The organism is Ulvibacterium sp., assembly GCF_028285715.1.
Classification (GTDB): domain Bacteria; phylum Bacteroidota; class Bacteroidia; order Flavobacteriales; family Flavobacteriaceae; genus Ulvibacterium.
Genome location: NZ_JANQOO010000020.1, coordinates 418967 through 438991 on the forward strand (window position 1 = coordinate 418967; position 20025 = coordinate 438991).

A 20025-nucleotide genomic window follows, 5' to 3' on the forward strand; every position below is an offset into this window, starting at 1 on the left:
GATTGTAAGGTCCAATTCGATTCGCAAAAGAAGGTTATGGGTATTTTTAAGTTTCTTTTCTAACCTGTTTATTCTAGGGTTTTTCAAATATTCGAATTTTGTAATGGAACTACTTTCGGATTTGGGAAGTGGTTTTGGAATACAGAAAGGTTTTCCAAGATTGGATATACTTTTACCTGTTGGAATTTCGTTCTATACTTTTCAGGCTTTAAGCTATACGGTAGATGTTTTCCGAAATGATATTGAACCCACAAAGCATTTTGGCAAATATGCGCTGTTTGTTTCTTTTTTCCCACAATTAGTTGCCGGGCCAATTGAACGGACGACTAATTTACTTCCTCAATTTAATAAGAATTTGCGCTTTGATTATCAAAGGTTTAGGAATGGAATTTTGTTGGTTTCATGGGGTTTTTTTAAAAAGGTTGTTATTGCCGACAGAATAGCAGTATTGGTGGACCACATATACAATAACCCAGTAGAAGATGATGGATTCGGATCCTTAATCGCTATGTTGTCTTTTTCTGTCCAGATTTATTGCGATTTTTCTGCTTACACCGATATCGCAATTGGAATTGCCAAAATAATGGGCTTTGATCTTAAAAAGAATTTTGATAACCCTTACTTGGCCAAATCCATCACTGAATTTTGGAGAAGGTGGCACATTTCGTTATCCACTTGGTTTAGGGATTACTTATATATTCCTCTTGGCGGAAACAAAAAAGGGAAACCAAGAATGTTAATTAATTTATTTATTGTTTTTCTGATTAGTGGATTATGGCATGGGGCTTCTTCTACCTTCATAATTTGGGGTGGAATACATGGCTTACTAATAATTGTAGAAAAGATCTATCATAAAAGCCAGCTAAGACTATATGAAGAATTGAGATGGAGTATAGAAAAGTTTTCCTTTAAGTTGTACAGAGTTTTGGTAACTTTTACAATTGTTACTATTGCATGGGTCTTTTTTAGGGCCGAAACGTTCTCTGGAGCAATTGAGTTATTATCAAACCTTGAACATCTTAAAATCCAAAACTTTTTTGACAATAAGATTTACGAATATGGATTGGGGAAACAAGAAATTACAACCTTACTGATTAGTGTTCCATTTCTGTTCGTTGCAGAGTTTTTGAATACAAAATTGAATTTTAAGAGTTGGCTGTATCAGCAGAATTTAGTGTTCAGATGGATCGTTTATCTTTTTATTGTTTTCTTTTTGCTGATTTTTGGTTATTATAGTAATGAACAAGCAAATTTTATATATTTTCAATTTTAAAGTACTCAATATTGTTCTGTTTACGATTGTGGTTAGCATCCTATCGAATTTGTTGGTTCCGCGGTTTGTAAAACCCAGTTGGGATGAAGTACTTAAGGTCAACTTGCAATCTATTGAAAGCAAAAATTTTGATGTCCTGTTCCTTAGTAATTCTTACTTGTATACCGCCTATGACCCACTATTATTAAAAAGCTTAACGGGATTAAGTTCGATACATTTGGGAACTTCGGCAAGAAGGTTTTGTCTTGAGCCTTTTATTCTTAAAAGGGCACTTGAAACCCAAAAACCCAAATTGATTGTTATCGATATATCGAGCACAACAATTACAAAACCAGACTCTGATAAATCCTGGTACTTTAACAATAAGGCTTTATCTAATTATAATCTGTCAATGGATAAACTTGTGTTGTTGAATGATATAATACCTAGCAATAGGTATGAATTATGGCTTCAAGGGCTTTCTTCGACCACTAGAAATCTCTATAACCTTACAGTTGAACAGAAATTACAATATTATGAGCAAAAAAAGAGTGTTATATCAGGAAGGGTTTTAGGTTTTGAACCAAAAAGACAACAAAATGAAAAGAGTTTAGAGAAGTATAAGGAGATGTTCGAAACATTTTATAAAACGTTGCCCAGCATTAGAAGAACAAAGTATAACAGGATTGATGAGGTAACTTTAGAAAAACTAGAAGAACTACTAACTTTAGCTGAAAAGAAACCAAAAATTGAATTTCTACTGGTAAATAATGTTAAAATCGATGCCAGTTCAGAAAATATATTGACCATAGAATCCATTAAAAAATTGATTAGGAATTATAAAAATGTAAGCATTTTAGAATTGAACACAATTGAAGCCAAAACAGACCTTGACCTTAGGTTTGAGGACTTTTACGATCCTGTGCATGTAACTCAATCTGGTGCAGCCAAAATTACTTCTTACTTTTCCAGGTTCTTAGAGAGGAATTACAACTTTGTGGGTTCAAATATAGAACAAGAACCTTTTCATGTTTTTAAAATAGGGAATACAAGGAAAACAGTTACCGTAAGGGACGTGCGATTATTAGTAGGAGATGATTACAAAACGGATATTAGGATAATAATGGACTCTATTCCGGTCGGCTATGATGAGGTTAGTACGGTCATAAGTATATTTCCCAAAAAGGGTTTTGAACATTTACTGGAGGAAAAGTCCAAAAAGCACAAATGGAAATCTGATAATGCTTACAGGAAACTTAAGAATTATATAAAAATTAGTGAAGGCTATGTGGGGAAACTAAATAGCTGGTCAAAATTAAAGCCTAGTAACATAGATAGAATTGAAATAAGGTTTATTGAAAAATCATTTTCGTCTCAGAAATTTATCTTACCAATGAATGAGGTTAATATCTTAAATTGAATGGTGAAAAAGGCTTGCGCCCTACCTTTTAATACGTACTTAATTATGGTATCGTTATAAGCCTACAAGTAAATATTGTGTGGGGGTGAAAATGAAGTCACCATAGAGATTTTTTAAACTTACTGGCTCACAAAGTTGTTTGTCAATGGCATGGCAACAGCAGGTCATCCTGCATAAATACAAAAATGCTATTATCTATAAGAGAATTTTTTAAGAACGGTTTTTTAATGGGGCCGAAACTATTTTATGATATCTTTGGCTTGCTAGAATGGGGCGTTTTAAACGATGGGAAAAATGCGGAGGAGAAGTTTCATAAGAGGTGGATTATCGATATGTTCAAACATTAAAAGTTCAAGCCATAATAAATCAATTGGGAGGATAAGGAACGTTGGTATAGTCATTACTCTTTGTCCATTGTGAAATTATTCAGGTTTTTATGACATATTTAATTCATTACATTAGGTCAATTTCACGCTTTTTGTCAGCATATTTTGTGAATGTCAAAACGTCCGTAAAGAAGCTTTGAAAAGTCATTCTAGGGGTATTGCCAAAGGAAAGATAAAGATATCGGTATTATCTAATTTGGGGATAAAGAGGGTTTTTGTTCCCATAAAAAAAATCAACGTATTTTCTAGAACTAAATGAAGCAGAACCAACCCAAAACAATATACATAATCACCTTTCATCATGTCCTTAACTATGGTGCCGTACTCCAAGCCTATGCATTAAGCAGGTTCCTAAAGGAGAATAACTACAGAACGAAAATTATTGATTACCGCCCGGTATATTTCATGTATCGAACCTACCGCCCAGCCAAGGGCTTATTGAAAAGTCTACAGAAGGTAAGGAAGAATATTCGTTTTCATCGCTTCAGAAAAAACTTTTTACCCCTGACAACTAAGGTGTTTTTTGACATTAGGATGCTTGAAAAAGGGTTTAAGAATGTTGAGGGCGTTTTTATTTGTGGAAGTGATCAAATTTGGAATACCCAAATAACAGGAGGCAAAATAGATAGAGGGTATTTTTTGGACTTTTTGTCGTCAAAAAATCAAAAAAGAATTGCTTATGCGGCCAGTATAGGAAATACTCCTTTCAAAAACGACGATACCAATAAAATTAAAACTATTCTAAATAGATTTTCAAAAATCTTAATGAGAGAAGACTTTGGAAAAAAAGAACTCGGTTTAATTACCAATGATGAGATTAAAAGTGAAATAGTTGTTGATCCTTCACTTTTGATTCAAGACTACAACGAGATTCTGGATTTTACTCTTGTGCCTGAACAGCCTTATATGATTTCATATCTTACCGAAGACAGCCCTTCCGTTAGGTTATATATAAAAGAAATTCAAGAAAGGGTACAATTGCCCTTGATAAATCTCGGGCATCACAGAATTGACTGGGCAGACAAAAATTACCTGATTGAGTCGCCTTCAAAATGGTTGGCGGTTTTTTCAAGGGCCAGTGTGGTTTGTACAAATTCATTCCACGGCACGGCTTACTCGCTTATATTCAAGAGAAATTTTACAGTTTTCTCAAGAGAAACAAAGAAAAAGTTAAATCGACGACAATTGACACTTCTTGAGAATCTTGATTTAAAAGGCAGATTTATTTATGAAGTATCCGACATTAGAGAGATGCATCTACTGTCTATAGATTACAAGGATATCAACTATAAATATTCCTCATTAATTTCGAAAAGCCAAAAAATGCTTATAAGTGCCATTGAAAATTAATTATATATTCGGCTATCAAACTCTTATAAGGCTCGTTTATTTGAGTTTTGCATTTGACTCCTTATTAAAAATAAATGTCGGGATACGAATTCATATAGGAATACTACTAATATTTTTATTAAACACGTATTACTTTCTTTTCAGGGGGAAAAGCGCTGTGATTCGTTTAAAAACCGCTAATATTTGGCTTTTGATTTTTGGCATTTACATTTTTTTTAGCGGCGCCATAAAAGTTGGTTTCACAAGTCTTTTTATTCTGGTATATTTCTTTTTGGCAATGAACGTATTTTTTTTTGTAAAGAAGAATTTTCATCTTATCAATGAAACTGTCTTTAAACAATTTCAGATTATTTTGATTATTACTGGATTAATCCAGTTTTTTGTGTTTTTGTTTTTTGATCACCAGATTAATTTTTTAGATACCGACCACTACAGTAAGGTAAGTTCTGTGGCCATTAGGCTTCGCGGGTTTTTTATAGAACCAAATTGGTATGCTATTGCCATTTCTTTTAACACTTTTTTACTAATAGGAAAAAACTTGAGTGCATTTATCAAAAAGCACCTAACTCTTTTTATAGTAACAATTCTTGTAATGTTGTTGAATGGAACTTTTGGCACATTGATTATACTCCTGGCGGTTTACGGATACAAGTATTTGAAGAAAAATTTTGTTATAGCATTTTTTTTATTGATTATAGGTGCGCTTACCATTAACTATATTTTGGAGGGAAGGGCCTCAATAAAAAAAGGGAAATCTGGTATTGAACTTTTTAATTATGGTTCAAGGGTAAGACCTTTCCAAAAGGTGGTAGACTACTTAAATGAGCAAGGTAATTGGAAATGGATGTTTGGAGAAGGGCTTGGTTCTTGGGGTACTTTGGGGATTGAAAACAAATTAAGCGTATTAAGATTTGAAGCAGACCCCAAGTTTAGGGACAGTAGTGAGTTGCACGTTTTCTTATTTGAACTCGGACTAGTGGGGACTCTGGTCTTCTTTCTAGATTTTTTGACTATTTGGTTCAAAGGCAATCGCGAAGATTTTCATTTGCGTGGTGCACTTCTATTGTTTGTGGCAGCATTTTTATTATATCCAATCTTTAAATTTTGGATGTACATGCCCTATTATTTTTATGTAAGGGAAAGTATCATAAAAAGTAAACCTGAGCGAATATGATTCCGGAGAATAAAGATGTAGCACTTTTCCACATTGTTAATCATATGCATCACGGTGGATGCCAAAAAATAGTATATGAGATTCTAAAGGGAATAGACATTAAAGACTTAAGAAAAGTTTTAATAGCAAGACCGGGACACTATTCCAATTTATTGTCCAATGAAAAGGATATTTCTTTTATAAACCGCAAAAATTTTGGGTTTTTTGGTGTGATTAAATTGTTGTTTCAGGCAAGAAAAACCTCAAAAAAAATCATCTTGCATACACATGCCAGAAAGGATATTGTTTTTGGCTTTTTTTTAAGGAAAATGGACACACATATTCATACTTATCATAGTACTTATTTGAAAAAAAATAAGTTAATGGGTTATCTTAAAGCGGACATATCAATAAGCATATCGGAAACAGTAAAAAGATATCTTGACAAGTTCAATATTTCTAGTCAGATTATCTTTAACGGCATTGACAAACCAATACAGTCCTATTCAAAGAACCAAGATAACATAAAGTGCCCAAAATTAGTATATATTGGGAGGTTGAGTAGTGAGAAGGGTATTTATGAATTAATAAATGACTTGTTTGCCATCGATGGGTTACATCTCAACAAACTTTATTTAGATGTTATCGGTGGGGGGGACTTAATGGACAAGTGCATTGAACGGGTATCAAAAACCACGAGTTACTCGTGTGAGATTAGTTTTTTTGGTTTTCAGAACAAGCCATGGGAAAAATTAAGTCAGTATGACATACTTGTTATACCATCCATGTACGAAGGTTTTTGTTTAGTGGGAGTTGAAGCTTCCATCCGCGGCATTCCAATAATTGCAAACGACATTCCTGCTTTGAGAGAAATACTATATTTTCTTCCAGAGCAGTGTTTTTTCCATACAGGAGATCCAGAATCGTTAAATAGAGCATTAAATTACACCGTTAATAATTGGCATGCCTTGGTAAAACTATGTAAAAAAAAGCGCAAAGAATTTGAGTTGCGTTTCGGTCTGGAGTCTATGATAAAAAAACATGAACAGATATACGATGCTGTTATCTAAAAAAGGGTATAAAGGCTTAATTAATATACTTATTGGTTTAATCCCTATATCATTGCTTTTATCACCAGCATTTAACAGTCTACTTCTTGCAATAACACTTGTTTTTACTCTTCTGCATCATAAATATTTGATAGGTTGGACTACGGTGAAAGAAAGTGCTAAAATTCGTTTGTTCATAATAATCACATTACTGTATTTTCTTTTTCATCTAATTGGTTTGCTTTATACCGAAAACTTGTACGAGGGTATTTCAATAATAAGAATAAGAATAGGGTTCTTTGTAGTTCTACTAATTCTTGTTCCAAATGCAAAAATGTTGGATTTTCAAAACATAATGAAATTATTTCTTTTCGGGGTTCTAATGAGTTGTCTATTCGTTAACATCAACGCAATCCATCAAATAATAGTATCGAATGGCTCATTAAGTGATTTCTTTAACCACTACATAAGATTTGAATATGAAAAGTTGATGTTATATCCAATACATCCACCTTATTTCGGTATATATATCAACTTAGGGTTAGTAATGGCATACTACCTCAGGCAAAAAAAGGTGATAAAACGCAGAGCCCTGTTTTATGCCGTTATAATGTTGTTATTGGTAAATCTATGGTTAATAGCTAGTAAGATGGCTCTTTTGATATTTTTAATATTGGCATCCACTATTGTATTGCATTTATTGTTCCGATTATTATCCTTGAAGGCTTTTTTTTCCATGATGCTAACCCTTGCAGTGCTTATGGGTTATACTTTGTTCAATTACAACACTATTTTGAACAAAACTATTGACCTGTTTCAAATTGAAAACAAGGACAATATTATTGGTCGATTTAACAACTTAAACAAGTTTGGTGATTTGACAAGAAGGAGGAACTGGGAATCCGGTCTAAAAGCATTTCATAACAATTTTTGGTTTGGCGCGGGAACGGGTGATGCCGTGGATGAAATGCTAAAGTATAGGCATGAAAAGTCTTGGATTTATCAAGCTAAAGTTAATGTCCATAATCAATACATAGAAGAAGCGGTTAAGTTTGGAGTCTTTGGATTCTTAAGTTTTCTTATCTGTATCGTGATTTTAGGTATTCTGGCCTTTAAGAGAAAGTGGACATTATTTTTTTATATTGTAATTATATTATCAATGTCCACGGAATCTGTTTTGAACAGACATGTTGGCTCCGTAGTTTTGGGATTCGCCATTGGAATGATTGTTGCAAAAGAGTCCAATACCTCCTCTGTAGATAAAAAAATCCATGATAACTTTTAACACTCTTGACAGATTTTCAAACTCAATTTGCTCCTTTTTTAATCGGAAACTACATTCGGAAACAACTCTTTCAAGCTAATTTAATGTGAAGCATAGAATTTTTTTCCTTAAAGTCGCCGTGGACAACTTGACAATGTCAGAAACTATCGGAGCAATAGAAAATGCTATTACCACAGAAAAGCAGATTCACCATGTCGTAGTCAATGCTGCGAAAATAGTTGCGATGCAATCTGATTTAGTTCTACGTCAAAGTGTAAATGAAGCAGATTTAATAAATGCTGATGGGCAAGCTGTTGTTTGGGCTTCAATTTTTTTAGGTAAGCCCCTAAAAGAAAGGGTAGCTGGCATTGACTTGATGGAAAACCTTGTGAATCTTGCGTATGCCAATCAATATAAGATATATTTTCTTGGAGCCAGGGAAGGGGTAATAAAAAAAGTATTGGGTATATACTCAAAAAAGTACTCCCCAAACATTATAGCAGGTTATCGAAATGGTTATTTTGAAAAGAGAGAAGAACGTATAATTGCGGAAGAAATTGCTGATAGTAAAGCTAACATGCTGTTCGTGGGTATAAGCTCGCCTAAGAAAGAAAACTTTTTATATGAAAATAGATCTATATTACATAATGTAAATTTTATTATGGGTGTGGGAGGAAGTTTTGATGTTGTATCCGGTAAAATAGAAAGAGCTCCTCTTTGGATGCAAAAAATTGGATTAGAATGGTTTTATCGATTTTTACAGGAACCCAAAAGGATGTGGAAAAGATATTTTATAGGCAACACAAAGTTTATTTGGCTTGTGCTCAAGGAACGTTTTAAAAGTTAATATCTTTAACATCTTTTGAGGTTGTTATGCTCTTTAAACAAGGAAGATATTCCGGATTCATTACTCCCATTTCTTATGTGATAGATTTGTTGGTCATAAATCTTTTTGCCCACTACCTCCCCATTCAGTTGCAATCTCCGATTCTTTTCCATGGCTACGTCTCCTTGGCGTGGACGGTCATTTCTTTTCGCAACGAATTTTATAAAGTTCATAGATACACAAAAGTTGTTCATGTCTTAAAGTTGCTTTTTGTACAGTTCGTGTTTTTTTTTCTTGTCCTCTATGCGTTTATAGGGTTTTTTAAACAACCCAATATCAGCAGACTTGCCTTGGGCCAATACTTCGTTTTCACTTTTGTAGCCGTATTTTCCATAAAATTCCTGAACTATATCCTATTAATGAAATATAGGCGATTAGTTAAGGGCAACATCAGGAGAGTAGTGGTAATAGGGAAGAATAAAAAAACAGACCAGTTGATTAAGGTTTTTAATGAAAGAACGGAATTTGGATATCAATTCGTAATGCAATTCAGTCCTGAATCCTCGAAATTTAACACCACTAATTGCTTTGTATATATTGTGGAGAACAATGTTGACGAAATATATTGCTCGGTCTCAGAATTAACGGATTCGGAAATTGCCGAATTCATTGATTTTGCGGATAATAACCTTAAGACGCTGAAATTTTTGCCTGACAATAAGAAGATATTCTCAAAAAAGTTGAAGTTTGAATACTATGACTACCTTCCTATACTATCATTAAGGGACATACCGTTGCATAACAGCTTGAATGCATTTTTCAAAAGGGCTTTTGACATAGGTTTTTCCTTGACTATGATATTCGGCATTTTATTATGGCTGGGCCCTCTTCTGGCCATATTGATCCGTTTGGAATCTAAGGGCCCCATCTTTTTTATACAACGGCGAACAGGTTTTGACAATAGAGAGTTTCAATGCTTTAAGTTTCGATCAATGACTATGAATAATAGGGCGGATGCAGTTCAGGCAGGGAAGAACGATGCTCGGGTAACCAAAATAGGCAAGTTTATACGTCGAACGAGCATTGACGAACTACCGCAGTTCTATAATGTACTCTTCGGCAATATGTCCGTAGTCGGTCCTCGCCCCCATATGTTGAAACATACAGATGAATATGCAAGTAAAGTAGATAAATATATGCTTCGTCATTTTGTAAAGCCAGGAATCACGGGTTTAGCCCAGGTAAGGGGATATAGAGGCGAGATTGAAAAGGACAGTGATATTCAGAACAGGATTAAGTTCGATATCTTTTATGTAGAGAACTGGTCGTTCTTTTTGGATGTAAAGATTATTGTCCAGACGATTATCAACGCCTTTTCAGGGGAGGAGAAGGCCTATTGACCCTTTTTAAATGTTTCTTTGATGTATATTTTGTTTGAAAATCACTAATTGAAAAATGAATTGATGAAAAAAGTGCTAATAACCGGCGGAGCTGGATTTTTGGGATCCCACCTTTGTGATCGTTTTATAGAGGAAGGATTTTATGTCATTGCCATGGACAATCTCATAACCGGAGATCGCAAAAACATAGAACACCTTTTTCCTTTGAAACAATTCGAGTTTTATTACCATGATGTAACAAAGTTTGTGCACATTCCTGGCAAGTTGGATTATATCCTCCATTTTGCCTCTCCAGCAAGCCCTATTGATTATTTGAAAATCCCTATCCAAACACTAAAAGTTGGATCTTTGGGCGCATTAAACCTTTTAGGTTTGGCTAAGGAGAAGAAGGCCACAATTTTGGTGGCATCTACCTCGGAAGTTTACGGAGATCCTTTGGTTCATCCTCAAAATGAGGACTACTATGGTAATGTAAGTCCGGTGGGCCCAAGAGGAGTATATGATGAAGCCAAGCGTTTTATGGAGTCGATTACAATGGCCTACCATCGTTTTCATGGACTGGACACACGAATAGCGCGCATTTTCAATACCTACGGGCCTCGAATGCGTTTAAATGATGGCCGTGTTGTTCCTGCCTTTATGGGTCAGGCTTTACGCGGAGAAGATTTAACGATTTTTGGGGATGGCTCCCAAACGCGATCCTTTTGTTTTATAGACGATCAAGTCGAAGGAATATACCGACTATTGTTCAGCGACTATGTAGACCCTATTAATATTGGAAACCCTCATGAGGTTACGATTAAAGAGTTTGCAGAGGAAATCATTAAACTGACCGGGACCAATCAAAAAATTGTCTACAGGCCATTACCTGAAGATGACCCTCTACAAAGACAACCTGAGATTACCAAGGCCAAAGAGATATTGGGATGGGAGCCTAAAGTAATGCGAGAGGAGGGTTTAAAAATCGTATACGATTATTTTAAGTCCCTAAACCCCAATGAGCTACAAAAGAGGGAACATAGGAATTTTTTATAATAGGCAACAAATTAGGGAAACATTTTTCAGCCTTTAAGACAATCGTGAACGGCCGCGAAATAATGGAAAAAAGAGCTTTAGGGCTTTCAAAATATACCGAAATGTTTTTTGGTTTCAGTCATAAAAGTAATCGATATGACCTGATTGAGTATATCCGAAGAACAAACCTATATTTAAGTGTTTGAAAACCGTAAATATTTGTAATATTTTCAAATTATTCATTGAGGGTTAAAATATTGAAGGCGGCATTTATTATCAAGTTATAATTAGGATGCAAAAAATAGGAATTTCTAAGTTTTTTGATATGTTCTATACAGAAGGTGATTGGGTAATAAAGACCTTTTGGAATAGTCTCTTCGTTGCTTTTTTCCTAATGCCTTGCGGAATTAATCTTCCCTCCCCCTTTTTTATTATTTCCATGGGCTTTGGGATGGGCATAGTTGTGAGGGATAGAGAAAAATTCGTTTTTGAGCCTGCTATGCTCCTATTCCCATTGTATTTCGTGCTCATGTGTACCGGGCTCTTGTACACCGAGAATTTACACAATGGTATAGATTTGATACAACGTTCACTTTCTTTATTGTTGTTTCCTGTTATTTTCATGTTTGTTAAAGAGGATGCCGCAACGGTAAAAAGGTTGTTCGATTTCCTACTTGCCGGGCTCCTGATTTCATTTTGTATAAACTTTTTTAACGCAACCCTGGGTTTTGTATCCCACATTTTGGAGAATACTTCTACTATGGGAATATTTCCAATTTTCGATTTGGCAATTAACGAATGGCATACGTTTTATTTGGGTTCCGCGTTTTCAAAATGGGTTAACCCTAATTACATTTCCATTTACATACTGCTGGTACTGGGATATTATCTCAAAAATAAATTGGTTTCTAGGAACCGTCTCTTAGTAGTACTACTACTATTTGCCTATATCTTTTTGTTGGCATCTATTGCAGCCTACGTAATATTGGGTTTGATGTCCATATTGTTGCTTATTGATGTAGATGACAAACAGAGGAAATACACCGGTATTATTATTTTCATCTTGGGGGTTACCATATTTCTAAACAATCCAAGAGTGTACGGATTTTATGAACTCGTAAAGGATTTTAATGGAGTTGCCGACCAGGAAGTCGGGGTTTTGGGAAAAGCCAAAGTATTATCTTGGGACGCCAGCATAAAATTAATTCTGGAAGCCCCTATCCTTGGATATGGTACAGGTGATGCCAATGATGCCTTAATGGAAAAATACGAGGAGTTGGGATATGGGTTTAACTTTCAAAACCAATATAATGCTCACAATCAATTCCTTCAGACCTACCTACAGACAGGTTTTGCAGGTTTTGCGGTTTTATTGGTAATCTTTGTTCTTTTGGCATTGCGATTAAAAGGCGGTCGCCATGAATTTTCAGTTTTCTTGATTCTTTTTATTTCACTGTTGGCGGAATCCATGTTGGTACGCTTCAACGGTATCGTGTTCTTTTCCATTGTGGTTCCCCTACTACTAAAGAAAAGGAGCATTTTGGGGGGGCGGGTAATTAGGAACACCGAAAAGGTCATTCCACTAAAATTATAGATTTTTGTCCAGTCAAAGAAAGATTGAAAACGAGATGAAGAAGGTTTTTGGTTAGCTTGTTTTTCTGGGCGGGAATTGGTTATACATTGGGGGAATAGGTTATTTTTGACACGTATATCAATATTGGAGTTTTATGAATATTTTGATTCTTGGCTCGGGAGGCCGCGAACATACCTTTACCTGGAAGCTAGCACAAAGCCCCAAAGTATCCCAGCTTTTTGTAGCTCCAGGAAATGCTGGAACAGCTGCTTTGGCCAAAAACATACCGATTGGTGTAAATGACTTTGAAGCCATTAAGGAAGTCGTATTGTCCAAGGGAATACACATGGTTGTTGTTGGTCCTGAAGATCCTTTGGTCAATGGTGTTCATGATTTTTTCCTTAATGACCCGGAACTGAGGGATATTCAGGTTATAGGACCCCAAAAATTAGCGGCAAATTTGGAAGGCAGCAAAGAATTCGCAAAGCAGTTCATGCATCGCCATAATATCCCTACCGCGGCCTATCAAAGTTTTACGGTAGAACAACTCGAAAATGGATTGGCCTTTTTGGAAACGATGCCTCCCCCTTACGTTTTAAAAGCTGATGGCTTGGCAGCCGGCAAGGGAGTGGTCATCTTGAGTGATTTGGAGAAGGCGAAGCAAGAACTCACTTCCATGTTAAAGGAGGCAAAGTTTGGAGCAGCGAGCAGCAGAGTGGTCGTAGAGGAATTTTTGACAGGGATAGAGTTAAGTGTTTTTGTCTTGACCGATGGGAAGAATTTCAAGGTCCTCCCTACGGCAAAGGACTATAAACGCATTGGTGAAGGCGATACAGGATTGAATACCGGCGGAATGGGAGCTATTTCCCCGGTCCCTTTCGCCAATAAGGATTTTATGGATAAGGTACATGCCAGAATCATTAAACCTACGGTAGAAGGCCTTAGAACAGATGGTTTACCTTACAAGGGTTTCATTTTCATAGGATTGATTAAAGTAGGCAATGATCCCTATGTTATTGAATACAATGTGCGTATGGGAGATCCAGAGACCGAAGTGGTCGTTCCGAGAATCGAAACCGATTTGGCAGAAGTCTTTCAAGCGGTTGCGGATCAGGCTTTGGACAAGGTAGATCTTCAAATAGATGAGCGCTCGGCCACAACAGTTATGACTGTCTCTGGAGGTTATCCTGAAGCCTATGAAAAGGGACACACGATTTTTGGTCTGGAAGACGTTTTCGATTCATTGATTTTCCACGCCGGCACAAAATTGGAGAATGGTAATGTAGTCACTAATGGAGGTAGGGTGATGGCATTTACCTCTTTTGGAACCAACTTTCGGGACGCATTGGCCAAATCTTACAAAAGCATAGAAAAAATAGATTTCGATAAGATGAATTACAGAAAGGATATTGGTTTTGATTTATAAATAAGAGTGGGAGGTAATACTCTTGTCCTCCTCATTATTGTCATTGAACTTTTTCAACTGTAACATCCAGTAAACAAATGCCACGGCCCCAATAATGAACAATAACCAATTTAAAATATTCGCTAACCACCAACTATCCAGTTCACGAAGAATATCATAAGGCGCAAAAAGGTAATCAACGAACAAAGTCTCTATCCCTCTGAAAAATGAAGTCATCTTACTGTATATTTAACCACAAAAGTATAAAAAGTCGGAATGATTTCAAGCATTTTTGAAAAAACAAAACCTATAAACTACCTAATCGTTTTTGGTGTTCTGTTCCTTTTTTATTGGTTGGCTCATTTTCTACTTTTCAAAAGAGCATACGCCCCAGAGGAATTGGTCGGGAAAATTTTTGTTTTGGGAGTGCTTTTATTCAGCCTATTCGTGGTCAATTTCATATGTCACAGGAATAAGATTACCGCTACAAGTTCCTATGCCTTGTTATTTTATGCCCTGTTACTTTTGGTTTTTCCTGAAACAATGACTGACAGTGGCGCTATATTTTGCAGCTTTTTTTTGCTTTTGGCAACACGAAGGATAATAAGTCTTAAGTCCCTAAAAAATATAAAATTAAAGATTTTTGATGCTACGATCTGGATAATGGTTTCTAGCCTTTTCTATAATTGGGCTATTCTTTACTTGTTTCTCGTTTTAGCGGCAATATACATCTATGAGCCCAAGAATATCCGGAATTGGCTGGTTCCGTTTGCCGGAATTTTTACGGTTTTTGCGATTGCCTATTGTGTTTTGGCCTTGATTGAAAAGCCAAATCTGTTACTTATGCACTATGAGTTTTCTCCTAATTTCAATTCACAGTATTTTTTTAATTGGAGTAATAGCACCAGGTTGGTCATTTATATTCTGGTAACCTCTTTGGCCGCATTGTTGGCCTTTATAAAGTTGGGAAAATCCGGGCTTGGCAAGGTAATTACCATACGACTTATAGCGCTCTCGTTCGGCATTGGTATTGTTCTCAAGGTTTTGACCACTTCCAACAATACCTATCCGGTAATCTTGACCTTCTTTCCTGCGGCAGTTTTTATGACCAACTATTTGGAATCCATAAAACGACCGAACATAAAGGAAATCATTCTTATGCTTTCCGTATTTATACCCATTATGGTCTTTTTTATCAGTTTGATCTTATAATGGGGTATATTTGAAAAAAGCCTAGAATTATGTTCAGTGAGTTCGCCTTTGGAATTTTTGAGGAAAGTATCCAAAACTATCATATTGAAGACCAGGTTGAACAACCTTTTGAAAATCGGTATCCCAATGATGACATCACGCATCTGCTATATCGAAAAAACTGGATAGATACCGTACAGTGGCATTATGAGGATATTATTCGCGACCCGGATATCGAACCAAAAAAAGCCTTGGAAATAAAGCGAAAAATCGATGCTAGCAACCAGGACCGAACGGACTTGGTAGAGTATATCGATAGTTATTTCCTAGAAAAATACCAGTCAGTTGAAATCTTGAAGGATGCAACTATCAATACCGAAAGTCCGGCATGGGCTTTGGACAGGCTTTCTATTTTGGCCCTTAAAATCTATCATATGCAGGTTGAGGTAAATCGCAAGGATGCTGCACCCGAACATATCGAAAAATGCACCGATAAATTGAGGGTTTTGCTGGAGCAGAAAAAAGATCTTTCCATGGCAATAGACCAATTATTGGCCGATATCGAGGCCGGACGAAAATATATGAAGGTCTACAAGCAAATGAAGATGTACAATGACGAGGAACTAAACCCGGTCCTTCGTGCCCAAAAATAAAATCAGACATATTCTAGTTATCCGCTTTTCCGCAATGGGCGATGTAGCGATGACCGTTCCTGTACTTTTCGCTTTAATTCGGCAATATCCTAATCTAAGAATAACGGTATTGACCCGTACTTTTTTTACACCGATGTTCACTACATTGCCAAATGTGGAAGTGTTTAGAGCAGACTTGAAGGGAAAGCATAAGGGATTCTTGGGATTATGGGGCCTGTTTGGGGAAATAAAAGGTAAAGGAATAGATGTGGTGGCCGATCTCCATAACGTTTTGAGAACTCAAGTCCTTAAACGGTTCTTCGTTTTAAGTGGAATACCTTTTTACCAAATAGACAAGGGGAGACAGGAAAAAAAAGCATTGACTAAGGAAGTAGGCAAAGACTTTAGACCCTTAAAAACCACACATGAACGTTATGCAGATGTATTTGGGAGGCTAGGTTTTTCACTGGACTTGTCCCATGAATTCACAATTAATAAGGGAAAGCTATCGAAAAAAGTAGTAGGGCTTACCGGTGCCAAAACACGGAAATGGTTGGGGATAGCCCCATTTGCCACTTTTCCAGGGAAACAATACCCTTCAGATTTAATGGAAGAAGTAATAAGCCGAGTTTCCAAAACCGAAAGGTACAAAATCATGCTTTTTGGTGGAGGTCAGCAAGAAATCCAACTTTTGGATACTTGGGCGAATATGTACGACGGTTGCATTAACGTGGCTGGCAAGCTTTCCTTTGGGGGCGAACTGGCCTTAATCTCCAACCTGGACGCAATGGTTTCCATGGATAGTGGTAATGGCCATCTTGCCGCCATGTACGGTGTTCCCGTAATCACACTGTGGGGCGTTACCCATCCCTATGCCGGGTTCGCTCCCTTTGAGCAGGACATCAACAACTCCCTATTATCCGATAGGGAGCGTTATCCAAGTATTCCAACTTCGGTATACGGGAATAAATGTCCAGCAGGCTATCAGCAAGTTATGCGCACAATTGAAGCCGAGACTGTAGTGGAAAAAATAGAATACGTATGCTTTAAAAAGTAGTCTTGGTTATACAGTTTGCGGCTTGGGTTGAATAGATTTAAAATACTGGCGCAATTGTGCCATAAAACGATATTTACGGGCACTCGGGGCCATTTCTACCATTAAGGTGCGGATACCGATAAAAGAACTTATTAAATAAATCGCTACGCCCTCGGCATCCACGTGTCTATCAATATACCCATTAAATTTACCTTTTTGTATGGAAGAAACCAGGTTTACTTCCCATATTTTAAGGATATCGCTCAAGTGTTTCATGATTTTCGGATTCCTCCCATTAAACTCATTGATGAAGTTGCTCAAAACAAAGCCATAATCCAGTTCGTTATGAACGGCCGTTTCAAGGGCATCCTCAAAACAATGTGTTATGAGATCCAGAGGGTTTTCATGTCCCTCAATGGGCTCTATGAGCATACTATAAATTTTTCGGACCACTAGATTTTCCACTATTTGAATGAAAAAGTCTTCCTTGGAACTAAAATGATAGTAAAATGCACCTTTGGAAAGGGAAAGTTCTTTAAGAATGTCATCTACACTAGTATTGTAATATCCTTTTTTGTAAAACAATTCCAAGCCAGTGACTTGCATCCGTTGCATGGTGGCCATACGTTTTAGGTTTTTGTCCATAAGATTTGTGTTTTGGGTTTAAAAAGACCGTTGAGTCTAGAACAAAGAACCCCCGGACACTACTTTAGCTCAATATTTAAGGACAAAGCCGTGGAAAAAATCGTTCAAATGACAAAACCTCGATGAACGTACCGTTTTCAAAAAAAATTAACCCACCAAACGGTCGGTTTAAGTGTACTAATTTTCTGTTCAACAACATAGCTATGGGAATTCATATTGAACAAGTGGCCGCTAAAACAGAGAAATATACCCCGTATTTAACAGCACCCCCCACCGTCATAATGATACGTCGACTTGCTGATGAAAATATCATCCCTTTTCAAAGCAGCCAAAGCAGCAGCTGTTTTATCGCAAACTGCTAAGGGTTGATTTTTTAACAAGACATGCCCTTTTTTGTCATCATAATAGTCTTGGCTACCGTAGTAGATCGCCGCCTTACCGGTAAACACACAAGGACCATCGTTGGGTATAGGGTCTTTAATTGCCGCTACCTCAATCGATTCTATGTAGATCAATTCATTCGTGGGATAATTTTTTGGATCTAAGATACGGTATGGCTTCCTAGCCCTTATTTCAATGGTACCGAAACCTACATCGGTCAATGCCTTAATATATCTATCCATAGACAAACTCCCGCTTAGACATAAGGCCCTTAATCGGTCATCATTTCTCAAATCAAAACTCATCTCCTGCTCGCAAATGGGGTCGCTCATCACGAGTCTACCCTGGGGTTTCAACACGCGGTACATTTCCTCTATGGCCCGTTTTAAGTCATCTTCCTTAAAGATATTGAACAGGCAATTCTGGGCGGCTACATCCATACTACCGTCTTCTACCGGAAGGTTTAACGCATCTCCCTTGCGTAAGGTTACAAATTCGGATTTGAACCAATCGTTTTCTTCTTCGGCAACAGCAAAGTTTTTTCGACTGGCTGCCAGCATTTCATCAACGACATCTACGCCGATGACCCCTGATTTTTGTCGACTGAAATAGGAAAACTGCAACAATTCCATTCCGCCGCCGACCCCAACATATAATATTTTTGGACTGTTGGTCAAATCCCGGGCATGTACCGTACTGCCGCAGCCGTAGTTCATTTCCTGCATGATTTTTGGAACGGTCAGCCCCGGTAGTTCCCATATGGGATTGGTGGTACAACACAGGCCTACATCAGGTGTCAGTGCAGCTTCCTTATAAAGGTCGTTTGTGGCTTGTAAATAACTCATAGTATTCTCTTTTTTGAATATCCTCCGCCTTTCGCAGAGCTTAATTATTGAAATAGTATTGCCGATAAAAGCCTTACTAGGTCACCGTACCCTGGCAACTACTTCCCGCACCGGCGGTACACCCGTAACAATGTTGAGAAATGATAATGTTTCGGTCATTTAATATGTCCTCATTGTACTCCTTGATGTGCTTTATTTTGCTGTTGACCTTAAGCCCTAACATTTGATTGAAGTCGCAGTCGTAAAGCCATCCATCCCAACTTACCGAAATGGTATTGGTACACATTACATTCTCCACCGCTGCAGGATTATAGGCCTCTACCAGGGCATACATATAATCTTCATAGTTTTCGGAGGCGATGAGGTAATCCAAAAAACGTGAGATAGGCAGGTTTGTAATGGTGAACAGATTATGGAACTGAATGCCGAAATCCTCATCTAGTGCTTTTTTGAAGTCCTTTTCCAATGCTGCTTGATCTCCAGGAAGATAGGCTCCTGATGGATTATACACCAGATCCAGTCGCAAATCCTGGCTGGGCATACCATATCCAACGGCATTCAATTCCTGTAGGGCTTTGATACTTTTGTCAAAAACTCCATCACCACGTTGTTTGTCGGTCTTTCCACGGGTGTAGTGCGGCATGGAAGAGACCACATGCACATTGTGTTTCTTAAAAAATTCGGGCAAGTCATAGTATTTCTTGTTAGCACGAATAATCGTTAAATTGGATCGAACGATAAAATCTTGAATCCCAGCCTTGGCAGCTTCTTCGACAAACCATCGAAAATTTGGGTTCATTTCCGGGGCTCCTCCCGTAAGATCTAGAGTATGCGCACCTGTATTGCGAATAACATCCAAGCATTGCTCCATGGTCTCGCGCGTCATGATTTCCTTTCGGTCAGGGCCAGCGTTCACATGGCAATGCTCACAAATTTGATTGCACATATACCCTACATTGATTTGTAAGATTTCCAGTTTTTTGGGTCGCAATGGGTAATGTCCAATGTTGGCGAGCTTGTCTTTAAAATAAGGAAGCTCTCCTTCGGCGAAGATACCACCGTTCAAAAATTCCAGTTGTTTATTGGTTTCAGCTAGGTCCTTCTGCCTAGCCTTTAATGATTTTGTGGCCATTAGATTCCTTTTAATTAACTATTGGTCGTTGATTGTTAGGTATCGGACAAGATTACTTTCTACGAGCAACA

Annotated in this window: 18 protein-coding genes; 14 read left to right on the forward strand and 4 right to left on the reverse strand. The window is 37.2% G+C overall.

What is annotated here, in order from left to right; translation table 11 throughout:
* Positions 1 to 103 precede the first annotated feature (103 nt).
* From Q0993_RS13205 to purD, 11 genes are all read left to right on the forward strand, one after another.
* On the forward strand, positions 104 to 1273 hold the full coding sequence (locus tag Q0993_RS13205) for an MBOAT family protein (RefSeq protein WP_299533698.1): 1170 nt from the start codon (positions 104 to 106) through the stop codon (positions 1271 to 1273).
* Between the two features lie 217 nt (positions 1274 to 1490).
* A complete protein-coding gene (locus Q0993_RS13210) occupies positions 1491 to 2672 on the forward strand; it encodes a hypothetical protein (protein ID WP_299533700.1) in 1182 nt (393 codons plus the stop codon).
* 641 nt (positions 2673 to 3313) lie between these two features.
* Entirely contained in the window at positions 3314 to 4408 is a 1095-nt protein-coding gene (locus Q0993_RS13215; RefSeq protein WP_299533703.1) for a polysaccharide pyruvyl transferase family protein, read from the forward strand.
* Between the two features lie 277 nt (positions 4409 to 4685).
* A complete protein-coding gene (locus tag Q0993_RS13220) occupies positions 4686 to 5582 on the forward strand; it encodes a hypothetical protein (protein WP_299533705.1) in 897 nt (298 codons plus the stop codon).
* Positions 5579 to 6631 carry a glycosyltransferase gene (locus Q0993_RS13225; RefSeq protein ID WP_299533707.1) on the forward strand — a complete coding sequence of 351 codons (1053 nt, stop codon included), beginning with the start codon at positions 5579 to 5581 and terminating at the stop codon, positions 6629 to 6631. Before Q0993_RS13220 ends, Q0993_RS13225 begins: the two co-directional genes overlap by 4 nt.
* Positions 6603 to 7895, forward strand: a complete 1293-nt coding sequence (locus Q0993_RS13230) for an O-antigen ligase (RefSeq protein ID WP_299533709.1) — start codon at positions 6603 to 6605, stop codon at positions 7893 to 7895. The genes Q0993_RS13225 and Q0993_RS13230 overlap by 29 nt, the downstream gene beginning before the upstream one ends.
* Positions 7896 to 7980: 85 nt before the next feature.
* Positions 7981 to 8721, forward strand: a complete 741-nt coding sequence (locus Q0993_RS13235; protein WP_299533711.1) for a WecB/TagA/CpsF family glycosyltransferase — start codon at positions 7981 to 7983, stop codon at positions 8719 to 8721.
* A 26-nt stretch (positions 8722 to 8747) separates the two neighbouring features.
* The gene (locus Q0993_RS13240; RefSeq protein WP_299533713.1) at positions 8748 to 10100 is read left to right on the forward strand and encodes an exopolysaccharide biosynthesis polyprenyl glycosylphosphotransferase; all 1353 of its coding nucleotides are present in this window, start codon (positions 8748 to 8750) and stop codon (positions 10098 to 10100) included.
* 63 nt (positions 10101 to 10163) lie between these two features.
* On the forward strand, positions 10164 to 11135 hold the full coding sequence (locus Q0993_RS13245) for a UDP-glucuronic acid decarboxylase family protein (RefSeq protein WP_299533716.1): 972 nt from the start codon (positions 10164 to 10166) through the stop codon (positions 11133 to 11135).
* A 304-nt stretch (positions 11136 to 11439) separates the two neighbouring features.
* Positions 11440 to 12708, forward strand: coding sequence for an O-antigen ligase family protein (locus tag Q0993_RS13250; RefSeq protein WP_299533718.1), 1269 nt, complete (start codon positions 11440 to 11442; stop codon positions 12706 to 12708).
* Positions 12709 to 12841: 133 nt separating this feature from the next.
* Entirely contained in the window at positions 12842 to 14113 is a 1272-nt protein-coding gene (gene purD / locus Q0993_RS13255; protein ID WP_299533721.1) for a phosphoribosylamine--glycine ligase, read from the forward strand.
* Here the strand turns inward: purD and Q0993_RS13260 are convergent.
* Positions 14108 to 14329 (reverse strand): uracil phosphoribosyltransferase, encoded by a 222-nt coding sequence (locus Q0993_RS13260; RefSeq protein ID WP_299533724.1) that lies wholly within the window; start codon positions 14327 to 14329, stop codon positions 14108 to 14110. The two genes, purD and Q0993_RS13260, sit on opposite strands and share 6 nt — an antisense overlap.
* 39 nt (positions 14330 to 14368) lie before the next feature.
* On the opposite strand from Q0993_RS13260, the gene Q0993_RS13265 reads away from it, so the two are divergent.
* Genes Q0993_RS13265 through Q0993_RS13275 form a run of 3 tightly spaced genes read left to right on the forward strand, consistent with a single transcriptional unit; the run spans position 14369 to position 16972 of the window.
* Positions 14369 to 15304: a DUF6427 family protein gene (locus Q0993_RS13265; protein ID WP_299533726.1), complete on the forward strand. Its 936-nt coding sequence runs from the start codon at positions 14369 to 14371 to the stop codon at positions 15302 to 15304.
* A 29-nt stretch (positions 15305 to 15333) separates the two neighbouring features.
* Entirely contained in the window at positions 15334 to 15936 is a 603-nt protein-coding gene (locus Q0993_RS13270) for a DUF4254 domain-containing protein (RefSeq protein WP_299533728.1), read from the forward strand.
* A complete protein-coding gene (locus Q0993_RS13275; RefSeq protein WP_367279609.1) occupies positions 15923 to 16972 on the forward strand; it encodes a glycosyltransferase family 9 protein in 1050 nt (349 codons plus the stop codon). The genes Q0993_RS13270 and Q0993_RS13275 overlap by 14 nt, the downstream gene beginning before the upstream one ends.
* A gap of 6 nt (positions 16973 to 16978) precedes the next feature.
* On the opposite strand, the gene Q0993_RS13280 is transcribed toward Q0993_RS13275, so the two are convergent.
* From Q0993_RS13280 to arsS, 3 genes are all read right to left on the reverse strand, one after another.
* A complete protein-coding gene (locus tag Q0993_RS13280) occupies positions 16979 to 17596 on the reverse strand; it encodes a TetR/AcrR family transcriptional regulator (RefSeq protein WP_299533729.1) in 618 nt (205 codons plus the stop codon).
* A gap of 257 nt (positions 17597 to 17853) precedes the next feature.
* Positions 17854 to 18822: an arsenosugar biosynthesis arsenite methyltransferase ArsM gene (gene arsM, locus Q0993_RS13285; RefSeq protein WP_299533731.1), complete on the reverse strand. Its 969-nt coding sequence runs from the start codon at positions 18820 to 18822 to the stop codon at positions 17854 to 17856.
* Between the two features lie 76 nt (positions 18823 to 18898).
* A complete protein-coding gene (arsS, locus tag Q0993_RS13290) occupies positions 18899 to 19954 on the reverse strand; it encodes an arsenosugar biosynthesis radical SAM (seleno)protein ArsS (protein ID WP_299533733.1) in 1056 nt (351 codons plus the stop codon).
* Between the last annotated feature and the right edge of the window lie 71 nt (positions 19955 to 20025).